Below are 13092 nucleotides of genomic sequence, written 5' to 3'. Positions count from 1 at the left end.
TTATCCCCTTTATATCTCAAATTTCGTTTTTTCAGCGGTTCTCGCGGTAGCCCTCGTACTCCAGCTGAGGGGTGGTGTCGGTGGGGTACTCGCCGTCCCAGACAATGCGGCGGTATTTGTTGGGGTCGGTGTTGCCCTCGGTGGAGATCATGAGCACCTGGCTGAAGCGGTCCAGGCCCAGATAGTCCCGCAGGTCCTTGTAGGCGTCGTCCTCCATGATGGCGTCCAGGCAGCCCATACCCACGGCGCCCGACTCGCCGGAGATGACCACCGGGTCGCCGGCGCAGGGGTTGGCCAGCATCCGCATACCCTTGGCGGACACCCAGTCGGGGCAGGAGGCGAAGGCGGCGGAGTGGTTGCGGAGGATGTCCCAGCCGATGATGTTGGGCTCGCCGCAGGCCAGGCCCGCCATGATGGTCTGAAGGTCGCCGGTGACGATGCGGGGGGAGCCGTCGCCGGCCTCGGCGCCGCGGTAGAGGCAGTCGGCGGCGCCGGCCTCCATGACGATCACCTTGGGGGGATCATTGGGGAAGAGGTTGGCGAAGAAGCCCTGCACCGCGCCGGCCAGAGAGCCCACGCCCGCCTGCACGAAGATGTGGGTGGGGCGGTTGACGCCGATCTGCCGCAGCTGCTCGGCGGCCTCCAGGGCCATGGTGCCGTAGCCCTGCATGATCCAGGAGGGGATGTCCTCGTAGCCCTCCCAGGCGGTGTCCTGCACGATGACGCCGTGTTCGGTTTCGGCGGCCTCGGCGGCGGCCATGCGGACGCAGTCGTCGTAGTTGACTTCCTCGATGGTCACTTTCGCGCCTTCCTTGGCGATGTTGTCAAAGCGGGGCTTGGAGCTGCCCTTGGGCATATGCACCACGGCCTTCTGACCCAGCTTGTTGGCCGCCCACGCCACGCCGCGGCCGTGGTTGCCGTCGGTGGCGGTGAAGAAGGTGGCCTGACCGAACTCCTTGCGGAAGGCCTCGCTGGTCAGGTAGTCATAGGTCAGCTCGGAGACGTCGCGGCCCATCTCCTTGGCAATGTACTTGCCCATGGCGAAGGAGCCGCCCAGCACCTTGAAGGCGTTGAGTCCGAAGCGGTAGGATTCATTCTTGACATAAATGCCGCCCACGCCCAGGTACTCGGCCATCCGGCGCAGATCGGCCAGCGGGGTGACGGAATACTGGGGGAAACTGGCGTGGAAGGCCCGAGCCTTTTTCACTTCATCCAGCGACATGATCTCCAGCCATTTGTCGTCGCTCTTGGGCATCCGGTTGGGTACCCACTTGATCTGTTCCATCTTTCTGATCGCCTCCGTAACGATTTGAGCCCATCGCGGCGAAGCGCCCTGCTCCGCCCTATCTGAGTCAATCATACCATACCTTTTTAAGAAGTCAATAGGGAACAAAAAATTTTTTATTTTCACTAAAACACTTTTTGATTTTTGTATAATTTGCTCACGCTGAATCTGTTGCTTTCCGCAAAAGTTAGTGTTAAGCTATAAACAACAAAGGGCAGAGCACGGTGGTTTCTGCCCTTTCCCGTGTTTGGATTGGTAATTTATAAAGGAGGCGTGGCTATGTTCACCCTGCATGTCAACGGCCAGACTTATGAGGTCGAAAAGGATGAAAAGCTCATCACGTTCCTGCGGGAAACTCTGGGTCTGACCTCCGTCAAGGACGGCTGCGATCAGGGCGCCTGCGGCGCCTGCACCGTTCTGGTGGACGGGAAAACGGTCAAGCCCTGCGTGCAGAAGATCTCTCGGTTTGAAGGCAAGGAAATCGTGACGGTGGAGGGCCTCTCCCAGCGGGAAAAAGAGGTCTACGTCTATGCCTTCGGCGAGGCCGGCGCGGTCCAGTGCGGCTTCTGCATCCCGGGCATGGTCCTCTGCGGCAAGGGCCTGATCGACCAGAACCCCAACCCCACCCGTAAGGAAATCGCATTCGCCATCCGCAACAACATCTGCCGGTGTACCGGCTACAAAAAGATCATCGACGCCATCGAGTTGGCGGCCAGGCTCCTGCGGGAGGGCCGTACCGACCTGAAGGCCCCCACCGTCACCGGGGTGGGCCAGCGCGCCCACCGGGTGGACGTGGCCGAAAAGGTCCTGGGCTACGGCAAGTACACCAACGACATCCAGATCGAAGGGATGCTGGTGGGCTCCGCCCTGCGGGCCCAGTATCCCCGGGCCCGGGTGCTGTCCATCGACACCAGCGCCGCCAAAGCGGTGCCCGGTGTCCATGCCGTCCTCACCGCCGACGACATCCCCGGCTCCTTTAAGGTGGGGCACCTCAAGCAGGACTGGGACGCCCTGGTGCCCGTGGGCCACATCACCCACTACCTGGGCGACGCGGTGGCCCTGGTGGCCGCCGAGACCTGGGAGCAGGTCCAGCAGGCCAAGGCCCTCATCAAGGTAGAGTATGAGGTCCTGGACCCCATTTTTGACGCCCACGCCGCCCTGGAGCCTGGCGCGCCCCTGGTCCACGAGAGCAGCGCCAGCAACGTCCTGGCCCATGAGCATCTGGTCCGGGGCAATGCCGACGAGGTGCTGGCCAAGTCCGCCCATGTGGTGACCCGCAAGTATTATACGCCCCCCACCGAGCACGCCTTCCTGGAGCCGGAGTGCGCCGTGGCCATGGTGGACGACGAAAATCAGGAGGCTCTCATCTACACCAGCGACCAGGGCACCTACGACACCCAGCACGAGTGCTCCCTCATGATGGGCTGGGCCCCGGAGAAGATCCACGTGGTCAACGCCCTGGTGGGCGGCGGCTTCGGCGGTAAGGAGGACGTGACCGTCCAGCACCACGCCCTGCTGCTGGCCTACCACACCCACGCCCCCGTCAAGGTCAAGCTGACCCGGGACGAGAGCATCCTCATCCATCCCAAGCGCCACGCGGCCTGGATGGAATTCACCACCGGCTGCGATGAAAACGGCTATCTCACCGCCATGAAGGCGGTGGTGGTCACCGACACCGGCGCGTATGCCTCCCTGGGCGGACCGGTGCTCCAGCGCCTTTGTACCCACGCCGCCGGTCCCTACAACTATCAGGTCATCGACATTGACGGAACCGCCGTCTATACCAACAATCCCCCCGCCGGCGCCTTCCGGGGCTTCGGCGTGACCCAGAGCTGCTTTGCCACCGAGTGCAACCTGAACCTGCTGGCCGAGGAAGTGGGCATTTCGCCCTGGGAGATCCGCTACCGCAACGCCATCCGGCCCGGGCAGGTGCTGCCCAACGGCCAGATTGCCTTCCACGGCACCGCCCTGGCCCAGACCCTGGAGGCGGTGAAGGAGGTCTATGAAAACCATCCCCGGGCGGGCATCGCCTGCGCCATGAAAAACGCCGGCGTGGGCGTGGGCCTCCCCGACTGGGGCCGCTGCCGCATCACCATCGAGGACGGCAAGGTGTGGCTCCGGGCGGGCGCGTCCTGCATCGGCCAGGGCCTGGGCACCGTGCTCACCCAGGTGGCCTGCGAGACTCTGGGGGTCACCGGCGACGTGATCCGCTATCCCCAGGCCGAGACCAACATCGCCCCCGACGCGGGCACCACCTCCGGCTCCCGTCAGACCCTGGTCACCGGCGAGGCCTGCCGCCGGGCCTGCGTGGAGCTGAAAAAGGAGCTGGACGCCGGCAAGACCCTGGAGGAGCTCAACGGCCGGGAGTTTTATGGCGAGTATCTGGCCAAGACCGACAAGATGGGGGCCGACAAGCCCAACCCGGTCTCCCACGTGGGCTACGGCTACGCCACTCAGGTGGTGTGCCTCAACGAGGACGGCACCATTGAAAAGGTGGTGGCCGCCCATGACGTGGGCCGTGCCATCAACCCCCTCAGCGTGGAGGGCCAGATCGAGGGCGGCGTGGTGATGAGCCTGGGCTTTGCCCTCACCGAGGATTTCCCCATGGCGGACGGCAAGCCCACCGCCAAATTCGGCACCCTGGGCCTCTTCCGGGCCGACAAGACCCCGCCGGTGGAGGCCATCATCGTGGAGGCCAACCCCGACCCGCTGGGCTACGGCGCGGTGGGCATCGGCGAGATCACCTCCATTCCCACCGCCCCCGCCGTTCAGGGCGCTTACTACAAGTTTGACGGCAACTTCCGCACCTCCCTCCCCCTGGAAAATACCCCTTACGCCCGTAAAAAGAAGTAAACACAGCTGCAAACGCTCCGCCGGGGCGCCGGATCCAGGCATCCGGCGCCCCGCATTGGCTGTATCGCCCCAAATCACCCGGCAGGTCAGACGGCTTTCGCCGGTCAAATACAAATGTTTTCCCCTGCCGGACCCCAAAATATTTCTGCTTTTCGCGCCTTCTCCCCTGTTTGCCCCTCTGCCGGCCGCGAAAAGTCTGTTTCGTGAAAATCGCTAAAAATATGAGGGATTCTTTGGCGGCTGGATGGGCAGTCCGCACTTGCAACCGGGTGGAAAAAGGCGTATATTTATAGATGAAATAATAATATTTTGGCAAACAAATTTTTTGTGAGGTGGAAGTTCATGAAACAAGCCGCTCCCTTCAAGCGCGCCACGGTCTTCCAGTACGAAGGGGTCCCGCCCCTGGGCCAGATGGTCCCGCTGGGACTCCAGCACGTGGTGGCCGCAGTGGTGGGCATCGTCACACCGGCCATTATGATCGCGGGCAGCTGCGGCATCACCGGCGCGGACCAGACCCTGCTCATCCAGGTCTCGCTGCTCATCACCGCTGTGGCTACCCTGATCCAGCTCTTCCCCATCGGTCCCGTCGGCTCCCGTCTGCCGGTCATCATGGGCATCAGCTTTGCCTATGTGCCCACCCTCCAGGCCATCGGCGAGCAGTTCGGCCTGCCGGAGATTTTGGGCGCTGAGATCGTGGGCGGCATTGTCGCCATCCTCTTCGGTATTTTTGTCAAGCAGATCCGGGTTTTGTTCCCCCCGCTGGTCACCGGCACCGTGATCTTTACCATCGGTCTCTCCCTCTACCCCACCGCCATCAAGTACATGGCCGGCGGCGTGGGCAAGCCGGACTACGCTTCCCCCAAGAGCTGGCTGGTGGCCATCATCACCTTCCTGGTGGTGCTGGTGCTCCAGAACTTCGGCAAGGGCGTTTTGAAGCTGGGCGCCATTCTGTGGGGCATCGTGGTGGGCTATCTCATCTCCATCCCCCTGGGCCTGGTGGACTTCTCCTCCGTGGGACAGGCCGGCCTCTTCCAGGTCCCCATGCCCATGCATTTTGAAATCAGCTTTGAGCCCAGCGCCATTGTCTCCCTGGCCATTGTGTACATGGTCAACGCGGTCCAGACCATCGGCGACCTGAGCTCCACCACCATCGGCGGTATGGACCGTATGCCCACCGACAAGGAATTGCAGGGCGGCATCATTGGCCAGGGCCTGATGAGCGTGGTGGGCGCTTTCTTCGGCGGTCTGCCCACCGCCTCTTACAGCCAGAATGTGGGCATCATTACCGTCAACCGGGTCATCAACCGGGCGGTCTTTGTCTTTGCGGCCATCGTGCTGGCTGTGGCCGGCTTCGTGCCCAAGATCGCCTCTCTTCTCACCACCATCCCCCAGAGCGTCATCGGCGGCGCCACCGTGTCGGTCTTTGCCATGATTACCATGACCGGCGTGAGCATGATTACCTCCGAGCGCTTTGATATGCGGGCCCGCACGGTGGTGGGTCTCTCGGTGGCTCTGGGCGTGGGCATCAGCCAGGTCAGCGGCTGTCTGGCCGGCTTCCCTGACTGGGTGACCATGGTCTTTGGCTCCTCTCCCGTGGTGGTCACCGCCATTATGGCCATCTTCCTCAATCTGATCCTTCCCAAGCCCAAGCCGGAGAGCGTATAACCCCCTTCTCCGCCGGGGCAATTTCAGAAAAACGTCCCCCCGCTTGTGACGCGGCATGTCCGCCGTCTGACAAGCGGGGGGCTTTTTTCCCTTTTCCCAAATTTTTCGGGAAATCATGGACAGCGTAAAGATATATTATATAATTTTTTATAAGCATACAAAAAAGGAGGTCTTAAACTTGAAAAAATCGCTCTCCTTCCTGTCCCGGCTGCTCCTTCTGGCGTTGCTGCTCGGTCTCTTCTCCTTCCCCGCCTCTGCCGCCGGAGAGACCTCGGTCTATCTGGACGGCCAGCGCCTGGTCTTTGACCAGCCGCCCGCGGCCATGAACAACCGGGTCCTGGTGCCCCTTCGGGTCATCTTCGAGGGCCTGGGCGCCACCGTGGAGTGGGACCCCAACGACAATCTCACCATCCGCGCCCGCAAGGGCTCCACCACCGTCCAGCTGACCATCGGCTCCTCCCGGATGACCAAGCAGGTGGGCAGCGACAAGCAGTCCATCACCCTGGATGTGGCCCCCATCGCCCTGAATAACCGCACCCTGGTGCCGGTCCGGGCCGTATCGGAGGCCTTCGACTGCCAGGTGTCCTGGGACGGGAGCGCCAACCGGGTCAACATCTCCACAGAACCGGATCACTGGGTCATTCTGAACTTTTTCAGCGATCCCGATGAATTTTTCGGCAACGGTCTCTTTGACGGCGGCACCTTCTATTTTTCCTTCATCCGCCGCAGCATGCTCTATGTCTATGACGGCAGCACCCTCCGCTCCTTCAACGCCGGCGGGATGCCCATGAACATCCTGCCCCGGGACGGCAAAGCCTACTACTATACCCTGAGCAGCGAGGCCGTCTACGGCCTGGACACCGCCACCGGAAAGCGGGAGATCCTGTTCAATGGGGACGGCGGCGTGGAAATTCAGGATCTGATGCTTTACCGCAACTATCTGCTGGTCACCAGCGAATCTCAGCTCCACGCCGTCAATGTGAACACCAAAAAAGTCGTGCTTGTCCATGAAAAGGCGGCCTCCTCCAGTCAGGTCCTGGTGACCGCCTCCGGCGGCAAGATCTTTGTGCTGGATACCGGCGGCACCACCGCGGACGGTGTAACCGCCGCGCTGGAGGTCACCATGGTAAATCCGGATACCGGCGCGTCTCAGTCCATCTATTCCCAGAGCAGTGTGGGCGGCGGCATTCGCTTTATCCCCGATATGGACGGCCAGGGCCTCTATCTGGAACTGGAGGACACGGGCGTCTGCCTCTTCTTTGACGCCGCCACCGGCCAGAGGCAGGCGGTTACTCAGTCTGTTTTTGAGGCTGCCTGCGACGCTTACAATGTTTCCTTCCCTGACTGGGACAGCGAGTGGAACTATGGCTCCAATATCAATTACGGGATGTTCCGCCAGCATAAGGAAACCGGCCTGCGGGAGTATCTGTACGACGGCAAGGGCTGCCACATTTTCGCCATCAACTCCTCCTGTGTGGCCTTCCTCCAGAGTGAAAACGCCACCACCCCCGGCTCCAGCTCCTTTGGAAATTCGGCCGTGTATATCATGAATACGGACGGCAGCAACCTGGTGGAGCTGGTCAACAACTGGGGCGACGGCGGCCCCACCTCCTCCGGCGGTTCCGGCGATACGGGCGGCTCCGGGGCGCTGGAGCCCATCACCTGCACGGTGTGCGGCGGCTCCGGCTGGCTGCTGTGTTCCGGCTGCAACGGCGCCGGCCTCCTCTACCCCCACCGCTGAACAGCTGATTCCCCATAAAAATAGCCCCCGGACCGTTTTTTCATACGGTCCGGGGGCTTGCCGTCATTCAGAAGAATTTTTCAATGTAACCCATCACGAAGATGACCAGCACGATGAGGGGCAGCAGGATGGTATAATACCAGCGCAGCTTGGCGGGGAAGGGTACGCCCTTGCCCTGGTTGGCCTCGGCCAGGAACTGCTCATAGCCCCAGCCGTACCGGGCGGGCAGGCAGCAAAAGAGCAGATAGACCATGGAGCCCAGGGGCAGCAGGTTGTTGCTCACCAGGAAATCCTCAAAGTCCATGATGCCCATTCCCAGGAGCTTCACGCCGGACCAGAGGTTGTTGCCCAGCAGACAGGGAAGGCTTAAAAGGAAGATGAGGGCCAGGTTGGCCAGCACGGCCTTCCGGCGGGAGATGTTCCACTTGTCCATCCAGCAGGCCAGGATATTTTCAAACACGGCGGTAATGGTGGACAGGGCGGCGAAGAACAAAAACACAAAGAACAGCGCCCCCCACAGCCGTCCGCCGGGCATGGAGTTGAACACATGGGGCAGGGTGACGAAGATCAGCGTGGAGCCGGCGTCGGGGTTGACCCCGAAGGCAAAGGCGGCGGGGAAAATGATGAGGCCGGACACAAAGGCCACGCAGGTGTCCAGCACGCCCACATTGATGGCCTCGCCGAATAGGCGGCGCTCCTTGCCGATGTAGCTGCCGAAAATGGCCATGGCGCCGATGCCCAGGCTCAGGGTAAAGAAAGCCTGTCCCATGGCGGCGTAGATGGCCTGTCCCAGGCGGAAGTTGCCCTCGGCGTCGTACATCAGGTTGTCAAAATTGGGCACCAGGTAGAATTTCAGGCCCTCCACCGCGCCTTCCAGCGTCACCGAACGGATGGCCAGCACCACCAGCAGGCCCAGCAGGCAGAGCATCATGATCTTGTTGACCTTTTCCACGCCGTTCTGAAGGCCGCGGCTGCAAATGGCCATACCCAGCGCCACCACGATGGCCATAAACACCACCTGCATCACCGGGTCGGCCACCATGCCGTTGAAGGCCTGGGTCACCGCCTCGGTGGTCTCCAGCGGTTCAAACTGGCCGGCGGCAATTTTGAAGAAATACATCAGCAGCCAGCCGGCGATGGTGGTATAAAACATCATGAGCAGGTAGTTGCCCGCCATGCCGAACCAGCCGTACCAGTGCCACTTGCTTCCCTTGGGTTCCAGCTCCTGGAACGAGGCCAAAATGCTCTTGCGGCTGGCCCGTCCAACGGCAAACTCCATGGCCATGATGGGCAGGCCCATAATAACCAGGAACACCAGATAGATCAGCACAAAGGCGGCGCCGCCGTACTGCCCCACGATGTAGGGGAAGCGCCAGACGTTGCCCAGGCCGATGGCGCATCCCGCCGAGATGAGCACAAAGCCCAGGCGGGACGCAAAGGTCTCTCTCTCCTTCACAAAACATCCTCCTTACAGCAAAACCGCGGACCCTTTCGTCCGCATACCCTGCCATTTTACGCGCTTTCCGCTTCCGTGTCAACGCTTCCCCCCGATGCGGGCACAAAAAATAGGAGACCTGCCCCCAGCCGGTCTCCGAACGCGCTTGATGCTCTTGTCCGCGGCCCTTAGAGCCAGTCCTGTACCACGTCCTCCAGCGTGGACGGCGTCACGCCGCCCCGTACCAGCAGATCCGCCAGATCGCCGATACGCCGGGCGCTGAGGGTAATGCGGGGTATGCTGACGCTCTCGCCGCCAGGGGCCGAGACCTTTACGCCGTACTCCTCACACACCAGTTCGCCGGCGCAGGTCCGTTCCTCAATCAGAATGTAGTAGCTGAAGCAGTGTTGTCGTCCTTCTTCGTCTGTCTGACCGCACTGTCCAACATACAGCTCCCTCATGCTAGTCCTTTCCCTCCTTTTACGTCCCTTATAGGTACATTATATGGGATTGAACCCCATTTGGGAAGAAAAACACATCGCAATTTCCGACCCCTTCCCGTCTCTTCCGCCTCCATCCGACCAAAAGCGGCAGGGGTATAAAAAACCGTTCCTCCGCCCATACTAGGGTCAAAGGAGTGACGCCATCATGGACATGACCAACGACGCCTATCAGCGCTATGTCAACGGCAAATCCGCCCCCTCTCCCCTGCTGCGGGACTGTCTCTGGGCCTTCTGCGTGGGCGGGCTCATCTGCACCGCCGGCCAGGCCCTGCGGAACCTCTACCAGCACTGGGGGCTCTCCCCGGACGAAGCCTCGGCCTGCGTGTCGGTGACCCTCATCTTCGCCGCCGCCCTGTGCACCGGTCTGGGCTGCTTTGACCGCCTGGCCAAGCACGCCGGCGCCGGCACGCTGGTGCCCATCACCGGCTTTGCCAACGCCATGGTCTCCCCCGCCCTGGAATTCCGCAGCGAGGGACTCATCACCGGCGTGGGGGCCAAGCTCTTCACCATCGCCGGTCCGGTGCTGGTCTACGGCATTTCGGCCAGCGTGGTCTACGGCCTGCTGCTGGTCCTCTTCGGCTGAAATTTTTATATGCTTTCCACAAAAAATCCCTTGACATCCGCCGGTCAGTATAGTACAATATAGCCAGAAAGAAAGGAGCGAGTCCAATGAACTAAGCGGACAGCCTTTCCTGCGAACTGTAACAAAACGCAGTTCCAAAATACTTCTCCGTAATAGAGATTCGGCGGCTTCTCAATTCTTCCGATTTTGGAAAACTGAGAACTCCGGGGTGCACACCAGAGCTTCTGCCAAACAGTGATCCGGATCAAAAAGATGGGAATACTAAAGAACTATGGAAGCGGAGTTAAGTGGGAAATACGATTTGTTGGTTCGCATCAGCGCCGGTAAAACCAAAGATCAGGTGAAGGCATCCAGACGAGAGCAAGTTCCAAACCAACTCACAAGTGTGAGAAAGCAGCGTACAAGCCCCAGCCGCGAAATATCGCCAAAGGATGGCAGACGCAAGATTGAGTTTCCGGGCAACTGTATCCGCGAGGAACTTCTCCAGAGCAATGGTTTTCCAAACAGCAGCGCAAATTTATAGAAAGTACGAGGTTGAAACATGGTAGAGATTCAGACTCATAAGTAACCCCCTGGTCACGGTGGATGGCCAGGGGGTTGTGTTTTGCCTTTCAACCCGTGTATAGAAAAAGGACGTGCCCGCCGGCACGTCCTTTTCTTTTTTAGCACCCCTGGCGCGACTCGAACGCACTACATTCCGCTTAGGAGTTTGGCGTTCCAATTCTGTGTTCTTCTCTACTTCCTCTACAGTTTCTTCTCGTTTCATATCATGCCGTACGGCGGATACACCTAATCGCAAATTGTCCCTATAATGCCCTGCTTTTAACCGCTTTTCAAAAGTCGTATTAGCAAGAAATTAGCAGGAAGGATGATTTGCCACCCCGCAGGGCAGCATCAAAACGGCCTATTTGACGACATATTCAGGAGGAAAATCATGGAACAAAAAGAGAAAGAATTGCAGCCCCAGACCCGTGCCTACACGGTGGAAGAAATCGCGGCCATCCTTCATATCGGACGGTCATCCGCTTATACCCTAGTCAAGAAAGGGTACTTCAAGAGTGTACGCATTGGCACAGCCATCCGGATCTCCAGAAAATCCTTTGACGAGTGGCTGGATCAATTAGAATTGTAATGCAGTGGAGCGTACCATGGTAAGGCTGTGGTACGCTCCTTTTAAAAATACATAGTATAACAGCACCACACTTTGGATAGTATAGCAGCGTATTTATCAATATCAGACAAACAATATTATAAGTATACTTATAATATTTATTGACAAAAATGAAGATTGGCACTACTATATTATAAAAGGAGGTGGTTGCATGGCTATCATCAGCAAGGAAGGGCTGCTGAAGGTACTGGTTTCCTACAATCCCTGGTGGAAAACAGGAGTCGTGAACCCGAAATTGTCCAAAACTTATAAGCGATTTGCTTTTTACGAGGCCATGAAACGCCTGAATCAGGCGGACATCCGGCGTACAGTCGTCTTAACCGGGACAAGACGGGTGGGAAAGACCACCATACAGTACCAGATGATCGAGGCTCTGCTCCAGGGTGGCGTGCCGCCTCAGAAGATCGTCTTTATCTCCATGGATCATCCCATGCTGAAGCTGAGCGCCATGAACGAAATTCTGGAGTGCTATCACGAAAATATCTATCCGGAGCAGGATGTCTACTACTTCTTTGACGAGATCCAGTATGCGCAAGATTGGGACAAATGGCTGAAGGCAATTTACGATATGCAGCCGGACACCAAAATGGTGGCCACCGGCTCGGCCAGTCCGGTTTTGGTCAAGGGGAGCCAGGAGAGTGGCGCCGGCCGGTGGTCGGCCATCCAGGTCCCCACACTGTCTTTTTATGAATACTGTGAGCTGCTGAACATAGATCGCCCCGATCTGCCGGATGACTTAAAGATCACGCCGCTTCTGTATAAGACCCAGCAGGAACGCACCCAGATCATGCTGCAGCTCTCCAAGGTGCAGAACCACTTTAACCGCTATCTGCAAGTGGGTGGATTCCCCGAACTGGCCCTTGCCGACAACGACATCCTGGCCCAGCAGGTCATGCGGGAGGATGTGGTGGACAAAGTACTCAAGCGGGATCTGCCTTCCCTTTACAAGATCCGCAATGCTACAGAATTGGAGCGAATCTTCCTCTATCTCTGCAATGTTTCTTCCGAGATCGTTTCTATCGAGGCGATTGCGAAGGAACTGAATGGCGTCTCCAGGCCCACCGTCGAAAACTATATTGACTATTTGGAAAGCGCCAACCTGATTTATCAGAGCTGGCCGGTCAATATGGCAGGAAAAAAAGTCCTGAAAGCCAGCCCCAAAATCTATATTGCCGATGCGGCCATCCGCAATGCGGTTCTGATGGATGATTCCATGCTGAGTGACCCGGTGGAAATGGGGAAGGTTGTGGAAACCGCTGTTTACAAGCATGTGGCCGCATTTTATTACCAACAGGCTGCATCGGTGGGATACTATCGCGGCGGCAAGCGTGGAAAAGAAATTGATGTTGTGGTGGAATACTCCAATTCCAAGAACATCCTCATTGAAGTGAAGTATCGGGAGGGTGCCCCCATCCCGGATGATTCTGCCATTGTAGAGTTGAGCGGAGAAGCTGCGGCCTCCATCGTGGTGACCAAAACCGCCGATGACTTTGGCGTCCACAATACGAAAAGCGGAAAAGATCTGATCCGTATCCCGGCCTTTGCGTTCCTCTATCTGCTTGGGCATGCAGAAAAGCACGGCTATCGCGGAATGGAATAATGACAGGACATAAACAGGAGAGCGTAGTGCATGAGTGCCACGCTCTCCTGTTTGTTGCATGAGTTTTCGTTGTATTTGTGCTGCTGCTATGAGAGAGCAAGGAAGTGTCAAGAGTTTTGCGCAAATTGGTTTGCAGGCTCTGGCATGAAGGTCGTGTCAAGGATTTTTCGCACTTTGGTTTGCAGATTCTGTTTTAAATGAAGTCAGCCAGCAACAGAGGCGTCCTCAAGGGCTGCCTCCAGGTGCTTCATGTTCA

10 protein-coding genes are annotated in these 13092 nt (G+C 58.7%); 7 read left to right on the top strand and 3 right to left on the bottom strand.

The annotated features are described in order from the left end of the window. Positions 1–31 precede the first annotated feature (31 nt). On the bottom strand, positions 32–1285 hold the full coding sequence (gene dpaL / locus H7U37_RS08885; protein ID WP_204875220.1) for a diaminopropionate ammonia-lyase: 1254 nt from the start codon (positions 1283–1285) through the stop codon (positions 32–34). A gap of 279 nt (positions 1286–1564) precedes the next feature. On the opposite strand from dpaL, the gene xdh reads away from it, so the two are divergent. From xdh to H7U37_RS08870, 3 genes are all read left to right on the top strand, one after another. Beyond that, a complete protein-coding gene (gene xdh / locus H7U37_RS08880; RefSeq protein ID WP_204875219.1) occupies positions 1565–4138 on the top strand; it encodes a selenium-dependent xanthine dehydrogenase in 2574 nt (857 codons plus the stop codon). A 342-nt stretch (positions 4139–4480) separates the two neighbouring features. Beyond that, the gene (locus H7U37_RS08875) at positions 4481–5803 is read left to right on the top strand and encodes a uracil-xanthine permease family protein (RefSeq protein WP_204875218.1); all 1323 of its coding nucleotides are present in this window, start codon (positions 4481–4483) and stop codon (positions 5801–5803) included. A gap of 178 nt (positions 5804–5981) precedes the next feature. Further along, positions 5982–7544 (top strand): copper amine oxidase N-terminal domain-containing protein, encoded by a 1563-nt coding sequence (locus H7U37_RS08870; RefSeq protein WP_204875217.1) that lies wholly within the window; start codon positions 5982–5984, stop codon positions 7542–7544. A 67-nt stretch (positions 7545–7611) separates the two neighbouring features. Here the strand turns inward: H7U37_RS08870 and H7U37_RS08865 are convergent, their stop codons facing one another. Then, complete coding sequence (locus tag H7U37_RS08865; RefSeq protein WP_204875216.1) at positions 7612–9000, bottom strand: sodium-dependent transporter; 1389 nt, start codon at positions 8998–9000, stop codon at positions 7612–7614. A 167-nt stretch (positions 9001–9167) separates the two neighbouring features. Then, positions 9168–9440, bottom strand: coding sequence for a DUF6514 family protein (locus H7U37_RS08860; protein ID WP_204875215.1), 273 nt, complete (start codon positions 9438–9440; stop codon positions 9168–9170). A gap of 187 nt (positions 9441–9627) precedes the next feature. On the opposite strand from H7U37_RS08860, the gene spoVAC reads away from it, so the two are divergent. The 4 genes from spoVAC (at position 9628) to H7U37_RS08840 (ending at position 12836) form a co-directional block, all read left to right on the top strand. After that, the gene (spoVAC, locus tag H7U37_RS08855; protein ID WP_204875214.1) at positions 9628–10065 is read left to right on the top strand and encodes a stage V sporulation protein AC; all 438 of its coding nucleotides are present in this window, start codon (positions 9628–9630) and stop codon (positions 10063–10065) included. Positions 10066–10336: 271 nt separating this feature from the next. Continuing rightward, entirely contained in the window at positions 10337–10588 is a 252-nt protein-coding gene (locus H7U37_RS08850) for a hypothetical protein (protein ID WP_204875213.1), read from the top strand. A 411-nt stretch (positions 10589–10999) separates the two neighbouring features. Beyond that, entirely contained in the window at positions 11000–11197 is a 198-nt protein-coding gene (locus tag H7U37_RS08845; protein WP_204875211.1) for a helix-turn-helix domain-containing protein, read from the top strand. A 190-nt stretch (positions 11198–11387) separates the two neighbouring features. Beyond that, the gene (locus tag H7U37_RS08840) at positions 11388–12836 is read left to right on the top strand and encodes an ATP-binding protein (RefSeq protein ID WP_204875209.1); all 1449 of its coding nucleotides are present in this window, start codon (positions 11388–11390) and stop codon (positions 12834–12836) included. The last annotated feature ends 256 nt before the right edge of the window (positions 12837–13092 follow it).

This window comes from Pseudoflavonifractor phocaeensis (genome assembly GCF_016901735.1).
Classification (GTDB): Bacteria; Bacillota; Clostridia; order Oscillospirales; family Oscillospiraceae; genus Pseudoflavonifractor_A.
The sequence above is the reverse complement of the archived record's forward strand: the minus strand, read 5'-3'. Positions and strand labels throughout refer to the sequence as shown.

What these genes read in the sequence shown, in the direction of transcription:
- H7U37_RS08875 (WP_204875218.1), top strand. Translation starts at nt 4,481, where the DNA reads ATGAAACAAGCCGCTCCCTTCAAGCGCGCCACGGTCTTCCAGTACGAA.
- H7U37_RS08845 (WP_204875211.1), top strand. Translation starts at nt 11,000, where the DNA reads ATGGAACAAAAAGAGAAAGAATTGCAGCCCCAGACCCGTGCCTACACG.
- H7U37_RS08840 (WP_204875209.1), top strand. Translation starts at nt 11,388, where the DNA reads ATGGCTATCATCAGCAAGGAAGGGCTGCTGAAGGTACTGGTTTCCTAC.
- H7U37_RS08860 (WP_204875215.1), bottom strand. Translation starts at nt 9,440, where the DNA reads ATGAGGGAGCTGTATGTTGGACAGTGCGGTCAGACAGACGAAGAAGGA.
- xdh (WP_204875219.1), top strand. Translation starts at nt 1,565, where the DNA reads ATGTTCACCCTGCATGTCAACGGCCAGACTTATGAGGTCGAAAAGGAT.
- H7U37_RS08850 (WP_204875213.1), top strand. Translation starts at nt 10,337, where the DNA reads ATGGAAGCGGAGTTAAGTGGGAAATACGATTTGTTGGTTCGCATCAGC.
- spoVAC (WP_204875214.1), top strand. Translation starts at nt 9,628, where the DNA reads ATGGACATGACCAACGACGCCTATCAGCGCTATGTCAACGGCAAATCC.
- dpaL (WP_204875220.1), bottom strand. Translation starts at nt 1,285, where the DNA reads ATGGAACAGATCAAGTGGGTACCCAACCGGATGCCCAAGAGCGACGAC.